Genomic DNA, 15,765 nt, shown 5'->3' on the forward strand with positions numbered 1-15,765 from the left:
CTATTGTACAAAAAAATGAACAGTAAGTAAAATGAAAGCGATAAAATATAACTAAACTTTATAACTATATTATTATTGACAATTAATTTAAGATATAAGATAATTATTTTAGTTATATATGAAAAGGGGAAGCCGTTATGGACTTTTTTAAGTTTGCAGATAATATGGTTAAAGAAGCTAGTAAAGTAATTGATGATGCTAGTAAGACAACTAGTAGCGTACTTAATGAAGCTGGAAAAGCTTTAGATAGCGCTGGGAAAGTTACAGGAGATTTATTATCAGATTCTGTAAAAGTAATAGGAGATGTATCAAATAAGATAGGAAATGTTGTTTCAGACGTTTCAGGTCAAGCTGCTACAGTAGCGAATGATACTGTTCAACAAGTAACAGAGGTTGCATCTGGCACGCTTAATCAAGCTGGTAAAGTTGCAACGGAAGCAAAAACACAAATTGATTCAATAGATATTTTTAATGGTAAACTAAGGTCCGAAGCTGTTGCGAATTATCATGAATCTATTCAAACATATAATGAAAAAGCTACAGATCTAACGAATAAATCGACTGAGCTTTATAAAAGTAGAGACAAGGCGATCAAAGTTGTCAAAATCATTGAAGAAAGAATTAGTAAATTAGCAAATAAACCGAAAGAATTTGAAACAAAATTAGACGAAATAATTGTTGAAATACAGAATTTCGAAGATAAGCAGTTAGCTATTACTCAGGCAATCAAAGAAGCAGAATTAGCCAGCGGTAGTACGGCAGCTACAGCTTCTTTAAGTGCTTTAGGTGTGACAGTCGCAACTTTAGGTCCTACTGCGGCTATGGGGGTTGCCACTACTTTTGGTGTTGCATCAACAGGAACAGCAATTTCTAGTTTGACAGGTGCAGCAAGAAATAGTGCGGCATTAGCTTGGTTAGGTAGAGGAAGCCTAGCAGCAGGCGGAGGAGGTATGGCTGCTGGCAATGCCTTTCTAGCCATGGCGGGCCCTGTTGGTTGGGGGATTGCTGGCTTAATGTTAACAGCATCTGTCGGAGCAGGTGTTTTTGCTAATAAAAAAAATGAAGAAGTAGCTAAAGAAGCGCTTGATGAACAAAAGAAAATTGAGTTATTAATTAGACAAACTGAAAAATCAATAATAGAAATTAGCGAATTAATTAATTTAATTGAAAAGCAAACTGAGGGGATTTATTTAGCTAATCTTTCTTTAATTGGAAAAGATTATAACTTATTTACAGATGATGAAAAGTATCAAGCAGGTAGTTTAGTAAATTCAACCCTCTCACTTACTTCGATGATTAATAAGGAAATTAGAATAAATGATGAATCAGGCTGTTAATAGAGCATTTTATCAAGGGATAGGTGCATATGTCAATTGTTTAAACAACTTGAGAATTCAAGACTTACAAATTACTATGAAAATGATTGAGGATGAAGCTCAACATGTCATTTTAAACAAGGACAATGCTTCTAAAATCTTAAACTATGCTAGAGATAACATTGAAGACGTTATTCTAAAGAATCGTGGAGGTGAATACGGCGGTCACGGTTTTATTGCTGAATTTGCAGAAGCAGGAATTGTGAATGCGAGAAGAGCTTTTGAAGGATTAAATCCTATTGTAAAAGTATTGAATGATAATGGACCAGCCGATTTATTAATTGGTAGAAATACCATTCAAATGAAGTTTTATAATAATTTACGTGATGAACTAGCTCAATCGTTTCATTACAGTAAAAAAATGAAAATGATGTTTCCGAAAGATCATGTGTTAATATACGAAAAGATAATGGCTGGGGCCAAAGAAGTTGAATTTAATGGTAAAAAATTGTCTATTAAACAAATTACTGATATACGACAAATGATCAATGATATTACCAAAAGCAAGGGACTTACTTCATATAAATCTTGGATGAAATCATCTGTTCTAAATTATGATGATGCTAAAAGAAATTCAATTAATAAAGTATTAGACTTAGAGAAAATAAAAATTGATAAAAAGGTCAAAGTAAAGCGGAGAGAATTAGCTAAGAAGAAAATTCTTGCCAAAAAAAATTCTTTACCAAATTTAAGAGAAGCTAACAAGATTGCAAAAAATACTTTTCTTTTACAAGGTGGTTTAGCATTAATGTCAGCTGTGTATGGGAAATACAAAGAAGGAAAAACAATTTTTGAATTTGAACAATCAGATTGGTTAGACTGTGGATTAGAAACAGTGGAAGGTGCGGTAAAAGGTTGTATATCAGGTTACGTGATTTATGGTCTCACTAATGTTTTTAAAATGAGTGCTCCTAATGCAAGTGCGTTTGTAACAGCAAGTTACGGTATGGTAGATATTATTACTAAACTTAGAACAAATGAGATTACTGAGGATGAATTTATAAATTTTATAACTATCAATACATTGGATACAACATTAGCGACAATTGGTTCATGTGTTGGGCAAACACTTATTCCTGTCCCTGTCTTAGGAGCAGTAGTAGGTTCAATTGCTACTTCAATAATTTGGGAAATAGGCAAAGGGATTTTAAGTGATAGGGAACAGGAATTAATTCAAAATTACAGGGAAAACTTAGATAACCATATCAAAAACTTAGATGATAAATACAAGATTATTTTTAATGATATTATGGATAAATATCATAAACTAGGACGATTACAGGATTACTCTTTTGATCTATCTATCAATACACGTCTTCGTTTTGAGTATTCAATTGAATTAGCTGAGTATATAGGAGTTTCTGATGACGAAATTCTACATGATTTATCCGAAATTGATAGTTACTTTCTGAGTTAGTAGAAAGCTTTCAAATATAGTTAAAACCTATAAAGGCATATAAAAATTTAAATAGTAGCCGATAAATCCTTTAAGAGCGGTATATTTACGAACGTTATCAAGCTTTATGTCTGTTAAAAATCTTGTTTTGTGTTATAATGAATTAACACATTTGAGGTAGAGGAGTTTGTTATGAAAACAGATATTGAAATTGCACAGAGTATTGAGTTAAAACCGATTGTTGATGTTGTTGAGAAACTCGGTATTTCATACGATGATTTGGAGTTGTATGGAAAGTACAAGGCTAAACTTAGCTTTGATAAAATTCGTGAGGTTGAGGCAAATCCAGTTGGTAAGTTGATTTTGGTGACAGCTATTAACCCAACGCCAGCAGGTGAAGGAAAGTCAACCATTACCATCGGACTTGCTGATGCTTTAAATAAGATTGGTAAGAAAACCATGATTGCTATTCGCGAACCTTCTCTTGGTCCTGTAATGGGGATTAAAGGAGGTGCAGCTGGTGGTGGTTATGCTCAAGTACTACCAATGGAAGATATAAACCTTCACTTTACTGGTGATATGCATGCTATCACAACTGCCAACAATGCTCTTTCTGCCTTGATTGACAATCACTTGCACCAAGGAAATGAGCTAGGAATTGACCAACGTCGTATTCTTTGGAAACGTGTTGTTGACTTAAACGACCGTGCTCTTCGTCATGTAACTGTTGGACTCGGTGGTCCTCTTAATGGTATTCCACGTGAAGATGGATTTGATATTACAGTTGCTTCTGAGATCATGGCTATCCTTTGCTTGGCAACTGACATTGAAGATTTGAAACGTCGTTTGGCAAATATCGTCATCGGTTACCGTTATGATCGTACACCTGTTTCAGTTGGTGATTTACAGGTTGAAGGTGCCTTGGCATTGATTTTGAAAGATGCTATCAAACCGAACTTGGTTCAAACCATCTATGGAACACCTGCCTTTGTACATGGTGGCCCATTCGCCAATATTGCTCATGGATGTAACTCAGTTTTGGCAACGAAAACGGCTCTACGTTTAGCAGATTACACAGTGACAGAAGCTGGCTTTGGTGCAGACCTTGGTGCTGAGAAGTTCCTGGATATCAAAACTCCAAACTTGCCAACTTCTCCTGATGCAGTAGTCATTGTTGCAACTCTTCGTGCGCTTAAGATGAATGGTGGGGTTGCTAAGGATGCATTGACAGAAGAGAATGTAGAAGCAGTTCGTACAGGATTTGCTAACTTGAAGCGTCACGTTGAGAATATCCGTAAGTTTGGTATTCCAGCAGTTGTTGCAATTAACGAATTTGTATCTGATACAGAAGCAGAAATCGCAGCCTTGAAAGAACTTTGTGCTTCAATCGATGTTCCAGTTGAATTAGCTAGCGTATGGGCTGATGGAGCTGAAGGAGGAGTGGCTTTGGCTGAAACTCTCGTCAAAACAATTGACGAAAATCCAGCTAACTATATACGTTTGTATGATAATGACCTTTCTGTTCAAGAAAAGATTGAAAAAATTGTCACTGAAATCTATCGTGGAAGCAAAGTAAACTTCGAGAAGAAAGCTCAAACTCAAATCGCACAAATCGTACAAAATGGTTGGGACAAATTGCCAATCTGTATGGCTAAAACTCAATACAGTTTTTCAGATAATCCAAATGCACTTGGAGCACCTGAAAACTTTGAAATTACCATTCGTGAATTGGTCCCAAAATTAGGTGCAGGCTTCATCGTTGCCTTAACTGGTGATGTTATGACCATGCCGGGTCTTCCAAAACGTCCAGCAGCCCTCAACATGGATGTTGAAAGTGATGGTACAGTTCTTGGATTATTCTAATAAGAAAATTTAAAGACAAGCTCAAAATTGAGTTTGTCTTTTTTGAGATTACTAAAAAATCTCCTAGAAAGTAATTAGGAGATTTGTATTTTATTTCATAGTTGGGAAGAGCAAGACATCACGGATAGTTGTAGTATCTGTGAGGAGCATGCAGAGACGGTCAATACCGATTCCCAAACCACCTGTTGGCGGCATACCGTATTCAAGGGCTTCGATGTAGTCGTAGTCAATGCCAGTCGCTTCGTCGTCACCAAGTTCTTTAGCTTTTGCTTGGGCTTCAAATCGGCTAAGCTGATCGATTGGATCGTTGAGCTCAGTAAAGGCATTTCCGTATTCTTTAGTCATAATGAAGAGCTCGAAACGGTCTGTAAAACGCTCATCTTCTGGATTTTTCTTAGCAAGTGGTGATACAGCTACTGGGTGTCCATAGACAAATGTTGGTTGAATCAATGTTTCTTCAACGTACTCTTCAAAGAAGGCATTGATAATGTGTCCAACTTCAGTATAGTGTTTTTCAACAGGAACATTCTTTTCAGCTGCGATAGCTTTAGCTTCTTCGAAAGTCATATCTTTCCAGAAATCAACACCTGTAATTTCCTTGATTGCATCAACCATGTGTACACGTTTAAATGGTTCATTGATCTTGATTTCAGTTTCTTGATAGATGACTGGACCGTCTCCTTTAACAGCTTTAGAAGCGTGTTGAATTATACCTTCGGTCAAGTCCATGATGTCTTGGAAGTCAGCATAAGCTTGGTAAACTTCGATAGAAGTAAACTCAGGGTTGTGTGTAGCATCCATTCCCTCGTTACGGAAGATACGGCCAATCTCATAAACACGCTCCATACCACCAACGATAAGTCGTTTCAAGTGAAGCTCAGTCGCGATACGAAGCACCATGTCAATGTTTTGGGCATTGTGGTGAGTGATAAATGGACGGGCAGCAGCACCCCCAGCTTCGTTGTGAAGAACAGGTGTTTCAACTTCTAGGAAACCTTTTTGATCAAGGTAACGACGGATTTCAGAGATGATTTTTGAACGAGTAACAAAACGTTCGAAGCTTTCGCGGTTTGAAATCAAATCAAGGTAACGTTTACGGTAAATAGTTTCAACGTCTGTTAAACCGTGGAATTTCTCTGGAAGCGGACGAAGGGCTTTGGACAAGTGAGTGATATGTGTAGCCTTGATAGAGAGTTCCCCCATATCAGTACGCATCACTTCCCCTTCGACACCAAGGAAATCTCCCAAGTCAGCCTTTTTAAAGATTTCGTAGTTTTCTTCACCAACAGCGTCTTTACGAACGTAGATTTGAATTTGACCTTCGCGGTCTTGAAGGTGGGCAAATCCAACTTTACCTTTACCACGCTTTGTTACCAAACGTCCAGCGATAGTAGCAGTTTCGTTCAATTCATGTAGTTGTTCTTTGTCAAGGTCAGCATATTTATCTTTTAATTCTTGTGAGTTAGCAGTGCGTTCAAAGCGTTTACCGAATGGATCGATTCCTTGTTCGCGGAGCGCAGCCATTTTTTCACGGCGAACGATCTGCTGGTCATTTAGTTCTTCCATATGTTCTGTTGACATGGTTTCCTCCTAGTTTTTACTCAATTCTTGATACGATGAGTCTTTTTTGCGATACTCCCATTTTATCATAAAAGTCAAATAAATTCACGGATATTCTACAAAATCTAAAAAGAACTTAACAGTGATTGTTAAGTTCAGTTCTAATTTTGATAAGAAGTGTCGTTCCAGACTAAGAGGTTGAAGTTTTTAAAGTCTTCTGTTTCGACAATAGTCACACTAGCATTTGCTAAACCGCCATCTTTTCTAAGTAGTGAAGTATCATAGCCTAGAAGAGTTCGAATACTGGCTGTGAGATTGGCTCCGTGACCGACAATCATGACATGTTCAAAAGGTTTAGACTCTAATGATTTGATAAATTGAATGGTTCGTTTAGTTGTTTGATAGACAGACTCTGCACCAAACATAGTCGAATCAAACTTCGCTAGATTGGTACGAAAAGCTTTTAATTGCTCGGGATAGATGGCTTCCAAGGTTGCAAATTTTGCACCTTCAAGTTTTCCAAGTTGCCATTCTCTTAGTGAGGGTATCTCTTCTAATGGACAGCTGTTTTTCAGTTGACTTTGGATAATCTGAGCAGAAGTTACGGCACGAGGAAGATCACTAGAATAAATCACATCAAATGGAATTTCCTGGAGATACTGGCCCAATTGTTTTAAGGTCTCAATGGATTTCTCAAGGAGTGGAGAGTCCCCGCTTGCTCCTTGAAAACGGCCTTCAAGATTCCAAAGTGTTTTACCGTGACGAATAAAATAGAATTTCATGTGTTACTTGCCTCCAAGATATCTGCAAATTCAGCTTTAACAAAGGATGCTAGATCTTGAGGATTGATAATGATACTATGACCAACCTCCCCTGCGGAAACAATCATTTCATTCAGTTGAAGAGCAGTTTGGTCGATAAAGATAGGATAGTGATGTTTTTGACGGATTCCAACTGGATTATTGGCACCATGGATATAACCTGTTGTTTTTTCTAGGTCTTTTTGTGGAATCATGCTGACTTTCTTATTACCAGAAATCTTAGCCAGTTTCTTTTCAGAAAGATGTTCAGTGATAGGCACGATTCCAATAATTGGTCCAGTTTTATCTCCCAGAAGTGCTAGAGTCTTGAAAATCTGACTCTTTTCATAACCTTGAGGCATCTCACCTTCCAGGGCATTAATTTGAATACCTGTATGGTTTATTCCTGCCTTGGTTAAAATTTGTTGAACCAAGGTTTTCTTGACTTTTACTTTTTTTGCCATTATTTGTATTTATCCTCCAATTGACTCATCCAAATACCTAACCAAATACCTAGAGCGAAGAAAAAGGCAATGATGACATAAGACACAAGAGATAATCCACTGTAGCTGATGCTTTCAGCATTACCAGCATTTGGAATGAGGATTAAGATTGTGCTTGAAAGAACAATCCCTATGATAAAGTGGTAGACACGAGATTGATAGACTCGGAGAGCGTAGTCCATAAATTTTGAAAAAATTATAAGAGTAGCAGCAGCTCCAATTCCTATTGGAAGGAAGGTACCAAATAAATCAAAAGTCTTGAACCCTGTTAACATAGGCCCATAAAGGCCAAGAATCAAGAGAAGATTGGAAGGGCTGAGTCCTGGCACTAAAATTCCAAGTGCTAATAAGCATCCAGCAAGAGTAAAGTTAAGAAAACTAGCTGACAACGATCCGACGACAAAGTTTAAGGCGTAGAGGGCGATACCTGAGATGATGAAGGTTGCCCAAAACCATATGTGGTCAACCTTGTCTCTATCAGAGTCACGAGTTGATTCTTTGACAAGACTTGGGATGGTACCAATGATAGCTCCAGCAAAACTCCACAATACGTACACTTGATAATTCTCTAAAAGATACTCGATTGGATAGGAGAAAAGTCCGATACCTAGAAGCATCCCAATACCGACAGGAAGGAAAAAGAGCACATCTTCTTTTAAATTCTTAAAAGGATGGGCAAGAAAACGAATCATTCTTTCGTAAATTCCCAAGATAGCAGCAAGGACGCCACCAGAAATCCCTGGTAGAATGAAACCGAGAGCAATAACAATTCCCTTAATAATTTTTGATAGCCATGATAACATAGAGTTCCTCCGAGATTCATATTCTATAAAGATAAAACAGTGATTTAATACTGAAAAATAAAGAAAAGCAAGCAGAAAGCAATGTCTGACTTGCTTATGGTGATAGTGATTAAGGATTTAAAAATAATTTTCTAAAGGTTTCTTCCTTGTTCTTTGATGAAGAAATAAGGTTCAAATCCAGATGATTTTCAAAGCCTCCAAGGCTTCCATGAGAGGTGTATTGGTGAAGTTCATAGTTAAGATCTGTTTTTGGAGCACTCTCGTAGTAACCCGAGTTGGTTCCATAGGACGGTATCCAGATTGCTGAGAAATTTTCCGTACTGATACTATGCTCCTCCATAAAGTAGACACCAACATAGATGCCAATATTTTTAGCTCCCAATGAAGCTAATTTAGCACGAAAGGCCTCAACACCCTTGTTCATGTCAGACATAGTCTTGTCTTCAACATCCAACCAATAGTAGCTAGGATTATAGGGAGAAGCAGCATTATAGAAAACTTCGGCAGCTTTTTCCATTTCTTCGACATTTTTACCAGCTACAAAGGCATAAACAGCGACTGGAATATTCCGTTTTTGAAATTCTGTGATATGTTCTTTATAAGCCTTATCAACCCCATTTTTAAATGAAGCATCGTTTTCAACAGAAGCTTGAGCTCCACTATGAACCCGAACGATTGCACCTGAAATATTTTGAGTTAAGGTGTCATAATTGATCTCTGATGGTCTTTGCCAGCCAGAAACATCAATAATCGGCTTGTTGATATTATGTAAAGCTTGAGTTTCTACTTGAACTGGATTTTGCTTTGTTTTGACTGGATGGTCTTCGAATTTGGGTCTATTAATGATTAAAATACCCACGAGAGTAGCTAATACAGTAAAAATAAAAACAGGATTTATTTTCTTTCTCATACTTTTATAGTGTATCGTAAATGGTGAAAAAAATCAAAAAAAAATACTCGAAATCATCTAGAGAATGCGATGTTTTAAAGCATTTGCCCTCTTTTGTGTTTGAAAAAGCAAATTTATGATATAATATAAGGGAATTTTTATAGAAAAGAGAAAAATATGGCAAATTATGCAGTTATTTTAGCAGCGGGTAAAGGTACTCGTATGAAATCAGATCTACCAAAAGTCATGCACAAGGTTGCAGGAATTTCAATGCTTGAGCATGTTTTTCGTAGTGTAGGGGCCATCAATCCTGAAAAAACAGTAACGGTTGTGGGTCATAAGGCAGAACTTGTGGAGCAAGTTTTAGCTGGTCAAACTGATTTTGTAAGACAGTCTGAGCAATTAGGAACTGGTCATGCGGTTATGATGGCTGAGCCAATTCTTGAAGGACTTTCTGGACAAACATTGGTTATTGCTGGTGATACACCACTCATTACTGGTGAAAGTCTAAAGAACTTGATTGATTTCCACGTAAATCACAAAAATGTAGCGACAATCCTAACTGCAGAAGCTGATGATCCGTTTGGTTATGGGCGTATTGTTCGTAACGAGAATGCTGAAGTGCTTCGTATCGTGGAGCAGAAGGATGCGACTGATTTTGAAAAACAAATCAAGGAAATCAATACAGGAACCTATGTCTTTGATAATGCTCGTCTTTTTGAAGCTTTGAAGAATATCAACACTAACAATGCCCAAGGCGAATACTACATTACTGATGTCATCGGCATTTTCCGTGAAGCTGGAGAAAAAGTCGGAGCCTATACTCTGAAAGACTTTGATGAAAGTCTCGGAGTTAATGACCGTGTTGCCCTTGCGACAGCTGAAGGCATCATGCGTCGCCGTATTAACCAAGCGCATATGGTCAATGGAGTTAGCTTTGTGAATCCTGAAGCTACTTACATTGACATCGATGTTGAAATTGCTCCAGAAGTTCAAATAGAAGCAAATGTAACCCTCAAAGGTTCTAGTAAGATTGGTGCTGAAACTATCCTGACAAACGGAACTTATATCGTTGATAGTAGCATCGGAGCAGGAGCAGTAATCACCAATTCAATGATTGAGGAAAGCTCAGTTGCTGATGGTGTTACAGTTGGACCATATGCTCATATCCGTCCAGGATCAAGCCTTGCAAAAGATGTGCATATCGGGAACTTTGTTGAAGTCAAAGGTTCAAGCATCGGTGAAAATACAAAAGCTGGTCATTTGACTTATATTGGTAACTGTGAAGTTGGTAGTGATGTCAACTTCGGTGCAGGAACCATCACTGTAAATTACGATGGTCAACACAAGTTTAAAACAACTATTGGTAATAATGTTTTCGTTGGTTCAAATTCAACCATTATTGCTCCAGTAGAGCTTGGAGATAACTCTCTTGTTGGGGCAGGTTCAACCATTACTAAGGATGTTCCAGCTAATGCCATCGCTATTGGACGAGGTCGCCAAGTCAATAAGGACGAATATGCAACTCGCCTCCCTCATCATCCTAACAATAAATAGGAGCTAACGATGGAATTTGAAGAAAAGACGCTTAGTCGTAAAGAAATTTATAAAGGACCAATCTTCCAATTGGTTCAAGACCAGGTTGAACTACCTTCTGGCAAAGGTAGAGCACAACGTGATTTGATTTTCCACAATGGAGCAGTTTGTGTCCTTGCAGTTACTCCAGAAAATAAGATTGTCTTAGTTAAACAATATCGTAAGGCAATTGAGAAAGTTTCTTATGAAATTCCTGCAGGTAAGCTTGAAGTGGGTGAAAATGCAGATCCAGAAGCAGCAGCCCTTCGTGAATTAGAGGAAGAGGCAGCCTATACGGGCAAATTAAATCTTCTCTATGATTTTTATTCTGCGATTGGATTTTGTAACGAGCGCTTAAAACTTTACTTGGCAAGCGATTTGACAAAAGTTGAAAATCCTCGTCCTCAGGATGAAGATGAGACTTTAGAGCTACTCGAGGTCAGTCTTGACCAAGCTAAAGAACTGATCCAGTCTGGTCATATTTGTGATGCTAAGACCATTATGGCTATCCAGTACTGGGAATTACAAATAAATAGTGGAGGAGCCCATGGGTAAACCTTTATTAACAGATGAAATGATTGAACGTGCCAATCGAGGAGAGGACATCTCAGGTCCTCCCTTGCTAGATGATGAGGAAACTAAGATTTTACCGACTGCTTCTCAAAATTTTGGCTATTCACGAACCAGAGATCATGGATTTAGCCAAGATACACTGACTATCGAAGTTGAACCTTCTATTCACAAAAGTCGTCGGATTGAAAATACTAAGAGAAATGTCTTTAATTCTAAATTGAATAAAATTCTATTTGCAGTTATTTTTCTCTTGATTTTGTTGATTCTAGCAATGAGATTTATTTAAGGGGTCTATCATGAAAATTGGAATTATTGCAGCTATGCCAGAAGAGCTGGTTTACTTGATTCAACACTTGGACGATGCCAGCGAAGAAAAGGTTCTGGGAAATAGCTATCATACCGGTAAAGTTGGTTCTGTTGAACTTGTACTCGTAGAGAGTGGTATCGGAAAAGTCATGTCTGCAATGAGTGTCGCTATCTTAGCAGATCACTTTCAGGTTGATGCAGTGATTAATACTGGATCTGCTGGTGCAGTGGCAAGTGGAATCGCAGTAGGGGATGTAGTGATTGCAGACAAGCTTGCCTACCACGATGTTGATGTGACTGCCTTTGGCTATGATTACGGTCAAATGGCTCAACAGCCTCTCTATTTTGAATCAGACAAAAAGTTTATCAGTTTGATTCAAGAGAGTTTGTCTAAACTGGACCAAACTTGGCATTTAGGTTTGATTGCGACAGGAGACAGTTTTGTTGCTGGAGAAGATAAAATCAAAGCGATAAAAGAGCATTTCTCTCAAGTTCTTGCTGTAGAGATGGAAGGGGCAGCTATTGCTCAAGCAGCTCAGGCTTTGAACCTTCCTTTCTTAGTCGTTCGTGCCATGAGTGACAATGCCAATCATGAAGCATCCGTTTCCTTTGATGAATTTATCGTAGAAGCAGGACGTCGTTCTGCCCAAGCCCTAATGACGCTTTTGCAGTCTATAAAGGACTAATAGAAGAATTACTGAGAGTGGGACAGAAATCGGTAATTCGTTAGAATTCGATTTCGTCGTCCCACCTCCGCACAGTTGAGTAGGGCTGTAAAAGCTGATGAAATCAGCGTAGTAGAGCCCACTCAACCACTGCGTCTTGCTCGACAATCAAAAGAGAATTGAGAGGCTAGGACTTTTGTCCCAGCCTTTTCTTGTCTTGCCAACTAAAATAATCAGAAGGCTCCTAAGAAAAGTTATTTTCAAACTTTTTTGATATAATAGAAACATTGACTTGAAGAATAAGGAAGAGAAAATGAACGAATTATTAAAGGGAATGAATGACCGTCAAGCCGAGGCCGTTCAAACCACAGAAGGTCCTTTGCTGATCATGGCGGGTGCTGGATCTGGTAAGACTCGTGTTTTAACCCACCGTATTGCCTACTTAATTGATGAAAAGATGGTCAACCCATGGAATATCTTGGCCATTACCTTTACCAATAAGGCGGCGCGTGAAATGAAGGAGCGTGCTTATGGACTCAATCCAGCTACTCAGGATTGTTTGATCGCGACCTTCCACTCTATGTGCGTGCGTATCCTACGTCGCGATGCGGATCATATTGGCTACAATCGCAATTTCACGATTGTGGATCCTGGAGAGCAGCGAACGCTCATGAAACGCATCCTCAAGCAGTTGAACTTGGATCCTAAAAAATGGAATGAACGGACTATTTTGGGAACCATTTCCAATGCTAAGAATGACCTGATTGACGATGTTGCTTATGCTGCCCAGGCAGGAGATATGTACACGCAAATTGTAGCAAAGTGTTATACGGCCTATCAAAAAGAACTTCGTCAGTCAGAGTCGGTGGACTTTGATGACTTGATTATGTTGACTCTGCGTCTCTTTGATCAAAATCCCGATGTTTTGACTTATTACCAACAGAAGTTCCAGTACATTCATGTTGATGAGTATCAAGATACCAACCATGCTCAGTATCAACTCGTTAAACTCTTGGCTTCTCGTTTCCAAAATATCTGCGTAGTTGGGGATGCTGACCAGTCTATCTACGGTTGGCGTGGTGCTGATATGCAGAATATCTTGGATTTTGAGAAGGATTATCCTAAAGCAAAAGTTGTTTTATTGGAGGAAAATTACCGCTCAACCAAAACCATTCTCCAAGCAGCTAATGATGTCATCAAAAACAATAAAAATCGCCGTCCTAAGAATCTCTGGACTCAAAATGCGGATGGGGAACAGATTGTCTACTATCGTGCTAATGATGAACAAGACGAGGCTGTCTTTGTCGCCAAGACAATTGATGAACTTGGGCGAAGCCAAAACTTCCTTCACAAGGACTTTGCAGTTCTTTACCGTACCAATGCCCAGTCTCGTACCATTGAAGAAGCTCTGCTCAAGTCCAATATCCCTTATACTATGGTCGGTGGAACTAAGTTCTATAGCCGTAAGGAAATCCGTGACGTTATTGCATATCTGAATCTCATTGCCAATTTGAGTGATAATATCAGTTTTGAGCGGATTATCAATGAACCAAAACGTGGCATTGGACCAGGAACAGTAGAGAAAATCCGTGACTTTGCCAACCTACAAAATATGTCGATGCTTGATGCTTCAGCTAACATCATGTTATCAGGGATTAAAGGTAAGGCAGCCCAGTCTATCTGGGATTTTGCCAATATGATTCTTGATTTGCGGGAGCAACTGGATCAATTAAGCATTACTGAGTTAGTGGAAGCAGTCTTGGAAAAAACAGGCTACGTGGATATTCTCAATGCTCAAGCAACCTTAGAAAGTAAGGCTCGTGTTGAAAATATCGAAGAGTTCCTTTCTGTTACCAAGAACTTCGATGATAATCCAGATAATCAGGAAGAGGAAACTGGCTTGGATAAGCTCAGTCGCTTCTTGAACGATTTGGCCTTGATTGCAGATACAGACTCTGGCAGTCAGGAAACATCAGAAGTAACCTTGATGACGCTCCATGCGGCCAAGGGACTCGAGTTTCCAGTTGTATTCTTGATTGGGATGGAAGAAAATGTCTTTCCACTTAGTCGTGCAGCAGAAGATGTGGACGAACTAGAAGAAGAACGCCGTCTAGCCTATGTCGGTATCACGCGTGCAGAGAAAATTCTCTATCTGACTAATGCTAACTCACGCTTGCTGTTTGGTCGAACTAACTATAATCGTCCAACACGCTTTATCAATGAGATTAGTTCAGATTTGTTAACTTATCAAGGTTTGGCGCGTCCTGCTAATAGTAGCTTCAAAGCATCCTATAGTAGTGGAGGTGTCGCCTTTGGTCAAGGCATGAGCCTAGCACAAGCACTACAAGATCGTAAACGCAACGCAGCTCCAAGATCAATTGAATCAAAAGGACTACCTTTTGGACAATTTGCTGCTGGATCAAAATCGGCTTCTAGTGAGACAAGTTGGTCTATTGGTGATATTGCCCTTCATAAGAAATGGGGCGAAGGAACGGTTCTAGAAGTTTCAGGAAGTGGATCTACTCAGGAATTGAAAATCAATTTCCCAGAAGTCGGCCTCAAAAAACTCCTAGCCAGTGTAGCACCGATTGAGAAGAAGTAGTCAATAGTTTAAGTTTTTGAAGATAAATATGTTTTTCAATGACAACAGATTCATTTGATTCCACAGAGTTTAGTGGTATATAACTATGACAAAGAAGACGAATTTAACACCTTTACAGGTTATTGAAATTGGTAAAAACTTTCATTCTAATAATAAACTTGAGGGTGAATGTGTTTTAGATCCTAACCTTTTAAGATTAGAGCACTCTTATCCATATGAGTTTGAAAAGATGGATTACAAAGGTTCAACATTATGGTTTATGTTAGTTAAGTATCCGCCAAATAATTTTTTATTCGAAGACTATACATTAGTAATTTCAGATAAGGAGGCGAAGGTAGTTTTTTATTTGGATGTAAATGGTCATCCGAGATTTTTTAAATAATAATAGTATGATAAAACTGTTAGCCACCATACCTTTTCTAAAGATAAGAACAAAAAGTTATCTCTGATCACAATCTTGTGATAGTTTACATTTTCTTAACAAAAAAGTATTTTGCTTACATGATTTTAAAAAATAGTGTATAATTGGAACTGTTTTTGAAAGGAGAAGAAAATGACTGAAAAACAAATGAAAACTTTAGGTTGGATTGCAACCTTTATGTCTGTTATGATGTATATCTCATATATTCCTCAAATTATGAACAACCTTGCGGGTCAAAAAGGAAACTTTATCCAACCAGCAGTAGCTGCAATTAACTGCAGTCTTTGGGTATACTACGGACTCTTTAAAAAAGAACGTGATATTCCTTTGGCAGCAGCCAATGCACCAGGTATTGTTTTTGGGATTATCACAGCTTTGACAGCTTTAATTTAATACAGAAAAAAAGCAATTAGCAGAATGAACTGTTAGTTGC

Annotated in this window: 15 protein-coding genes; 10 read left to right on the plus strand and 5 right to left on the minus strand. The window is 38.3% G+C overall.

Features of this window, described 5'->3' with window-relative positions; translation table 11 throughout:
* Window positions 1–137: 137 nt before the first annotated feature.
* From M1R56_RS00700 to M1R56_RS00710, 3 genes are all read left to right on the plus strand, one after another.
* Entirely contained in the window at window positions 138–1,337 is a 1,200-nt protein-coding gene (locus M1R56_RS00700; RefSeq protein WP_248034213.1) for a hypothetical protein, read from the plus strand.
* Window positions 1,318–2,793, plus strand: a complete 1,476-nt coding sequence (locus tag M1R56_RS00705) for a hypothetical protein (RefSeq protein ID WP_248034214.1) — start codon at window positions 1,318–1,320, stop codon at window positions 2,791–2,793. Before M1R56_RS00700 ends, M1R56_RS00705 begins: the two co-directional genes overlap by 20 nt.
* A gap of 171 nt (window positions 2,794–2,964) precedes the next feature.
* Window positions 2,965–4,635, plus strand: a complete 1,671-nt coding sequence (locus M1R56_RS00710) for a formate--tetrahydrofolate ligase (protein ID WP_248034215.1) — start codon at window positions 2,965–2,967, stop codon at window positions 4,633–4,635.
* Between the two features lie 90 nt (window positions 4,636–4,725).
* On the opposite strand, the gene lysS is transcribed toward M1R56_RS00710, so the two are convergent.
* The 5 genes from lysS to M1R56_RS00735 all read right to left on the minus strand — a co-directional run bounded on the left by lysS (window position 4,726) and on the right by M1R56_RS00735 (window position 9,211).
* Window positions 4,726–6,216, minus strand: a complete 1,491-nt coding sequence (gene lysS, locus M1R56_RS00715) for a lysine--tRNA ligase (protein ID WP_248034216.1) — start codon at window positions 6,214–6,216, stop codon at window positions 4,726–4,728.
* A gap of 140 nt (window positions 6,217–6,356) precedes the next feature.
* On the minus strand, window positions 6,357–6,977 hold the full coding sequence (locus M1R56_RS00720) for a histidine phosphatase family protein (protein ID WP_248034217.1): 621 nt from the start codon (window positions 6,975–6,977) through the stop codon (window positions 6,357–6,359).
* Window positions 6,974–7,459 (minus strand): aminoacyl-tRNA deacylase, encoded by a 486-nt coding sequence (locus M1R56_RS00725; protein ID WP_248034218.1) that lies wholly within the window; start codon window positions 7,457–7,459, stop codon window positions 6,974–6,976. Before M1R56_RS00725 ends, M1R56_RS00720 begins: the two co-directional genes overlap by 4 nt.
* On the minus strand, window positions 7,459–8,301 hold the full coding sequence (locus M1R56_RS00730) for a DUF368 domain-containing protein (protein ID WP_248034219.1): 843 nt from the start codon (window positions 8,299–8,301) through the stop codon (window positions 7,459–7,461). The genes M1R56_RS00725 and M1R56_RS00730 overlap by 1 nt, the downstream gene beginning before the upstream one ends.
* A gap of 109 nt (window positions 8,302–8,410) precedes the next feature.
* Complete coding sequence (locus M1R56_RS00735; protein WP_248034220.1) at window positions 8,411–9,211, minus strand: glycoside hydrolase family 25 protein; 801 nt, start codon at window positions 9,209–9,211, stop codon at window positions 8,411–8,413.
* A 156-nt stretch (window positions 9,212–9,367) separates the two neighbouring features.
* On the opposite strand from M1R56_RS00735, the gene glmU reads away from it, so the two are divergent.
* From glmU to M1R56_RS00770, 7 genes are all read left to right on the plus strand, one after another.
* Window positions 9,368–10,747, plus strand: coding sequence for a bifunctional UDP-N-acetylglucosamine diphosphorylase/glucosamine-1-phosphate N-acetyltransferase GlmU (gene glmU / locus M1R56_RS00740; RefSeq protein ID WP_248034221.1), 1,380 nt, complete (start codon window positions 9,368–9,370; stop codon window positions 10,745–10,747).
* Window positions 10,748–10,756: 9 nt separating this feature from the next.
* A complete protein-coding gene (locus M1R56_RS00745) occupies window positions 10,757–11,320 on the plus strand; it encodes an NUDIX hydrolase (protein WP_248034222.1) in 564 nt (187 codons plus the stop codon).
* Window positions 11,313–11,624, plus strand: coding sequence for a cell wall synthase accessory phosphoprotein MacP (gene macP / locus M1R56_RS00750; RefSeq protein WP_248034223.1), 312 nt, complete (start codon window positions 11,313–11,315; stop codon window positions 11,622–11,624). Before M1R56_RS00745 ends, macP begins: the two co-directional genes overlap by 8 nt.
* Window positions 11,625–11,634: 10 nt before the next feature.
* On the plus strand, window positions 11,635–12,330 hold the full coding sequence (locus M1R56_RS00755; protein ID WP_248034224.1) for a 5'-methylthioadenosine/adenosylhomocysteine nucleosidase: 696 nt from the start codon (window positions 11,635–11,637) through the stop codon (window positions 12,328–12,330).
* A gap of 292 nt (window positions 12,331–12,622) precedes the next feature.
* Complete coding sequence (gene pcrA, locus M1R56_RS00760) at window positions 12,623–14,911, plus strand: DNA helicase PcrA (RefSeq protein WP_248034225.1); 2,289 nt, start codon at window positions 12,623–12,625, stop codon at window positions 14,909–14,911.
* Between the two features lie 85 nt (window positions 14,912–14,996).
* Window positions 14,997–15,293, plus strand: coding sequence for a hypothetical protein (locus M1R56_RS00765; RefSeq protein WP_248034226.1), 297 nt, complete (start codon window positions 14,997–14,999; stop codon window positions 15,291–15,293).
* A gap of 171 nt (window positions 15,294–15,464) precedes the next feature.
* A complete protein-coding gene (locus M1R56_RS00770; RefSeq protein ID WP_049504794.1) occupies window positions 15,465–15,725 on the plus strand; it encodes a SemiSWEET family transporter in 261 nt (86 codons plus the stop codon).
* The last annotated feature ends 40 nt before the right edge of the window (window positions 15,726–15,765 follow it).

The organism is Streptococcus sp. oral taxon 431 (genome assembly GCF_023115445.1).
Lineage (GTDB): Bacteria > Bacillota > Bacilli > Lactobacillales > Streptococcaceae > Streptococcus.

What these genes read in the sequence shown, in the direction of transcription:
- M1R56_RS00700 (WP_248034213.1), top strand. Translation starts at nt 138, where the DNA reads ATGGACTTTTTTAAGTTTGCAGATAATATGGTTAAAGAAGCTAGTAAA.
- M1R56_RS00705 (WP_248034214.1), top strand. Translation starts at nt 1,318, where the DNA reads ATGATGAATCAGGCTGTTAATAGAGCATTTTATCAAGGGATAGGTGCA.
- M1R56_RS00710 (WP_248034215.1), top strand. Translation starts at nt 2,965, where the DNA reads ATGAAAACAGATATTGAAATTGCACAGAGTATTGAGTTAAAACCGATT.
- lysS (WP_248034216.1), bottom strand. Translation starts at nt 6,216, where the DNA reads ATGTCAACAGAACATATGGAAGAACTAAATGACCAGCAGATCGTTCGC.
- M1R56_RS00720 (WP_248034217.1), bottom strand. Translation starts at nt 6,977, where the DNA reads ATGAAATTCTATTTTATTCGTCACGGTAAAACACTTTGGAATCTTGAA.
- M1R56_RS00725 (WP_248034218.1), bottom strand. Translation starts at nt 7,459, where the DNA reads ATGGCAAAAAAAGTAAAAGTCAAGAAAACCTTGGTTCAACAAATTTTA.
- M1R56_RS00730 (WP_248034219.1), bottom strand. Translation starts at nt 8,301, where the DNA reads ATGTTATCATGGCTATCAAAAATTATTAAGGGAATTGTTATTGCTCTC.
- M1R56_RS00735 (WP_248034220.1), bottom strand. Translation starts at nt 9,211, where the DNA reads ATGAGAAAGAAAATAAATCCTGTTTTTATTTTTACTGTATTAGCTACT.
- glmU (WP_248034221.1), top strand. Translation starts at nt 9,368, where the DNA reads ATGGCAAATTATGCAGTTATTTTAGCAGCGGGTAAAGGTACTCGTATG.
- M1R56_RS00745 (WP_248034222.1), top strand. Translation starts at nt 10,757, where the DNA reads ATGGAATTTGAAGAAAAGACGCTTAGTCGTAAAGAAATTTATAAAGGA.
- macP (WP_248034223.1), top strand. Translation starts at nt 11,313, where the DNA reads ATGGGTAAACCTTTATTAACAGATGAAATGATTGAACGTGCCAATCGA.
- M1R56_RS00755 (WP_248034224.1), top strand. Translation starts at nt 11,635, where the DNA reads ATGAAAATTGGAATTATTGCAGCTATGCCAGAAGAGCTGGTTTACTTG.
- pcrA (WP_248034225.1), top strand. Translation starts at nt 12,623, where the DNA reads ATGAACGAATTATTAAAGGGAATGAATGACCGTCAAGCCGAGGCCGTT.
- M1R56_RS00765 (WP_248034226.1), top strand. Translation starts at nt 14,997, where the DNA reads ATGACAAAGAAGACGAATTTAACACCTTTACAGGTTATTGAAATTGGT.
- M1R56_RS00770 (WP_049504794.1), top strand. Translation starts at nt 15,465, where the DNA reads ATGACTGAAAAACAAATGAAAACTTTAGGTTGGATTGCAACCTTTATG.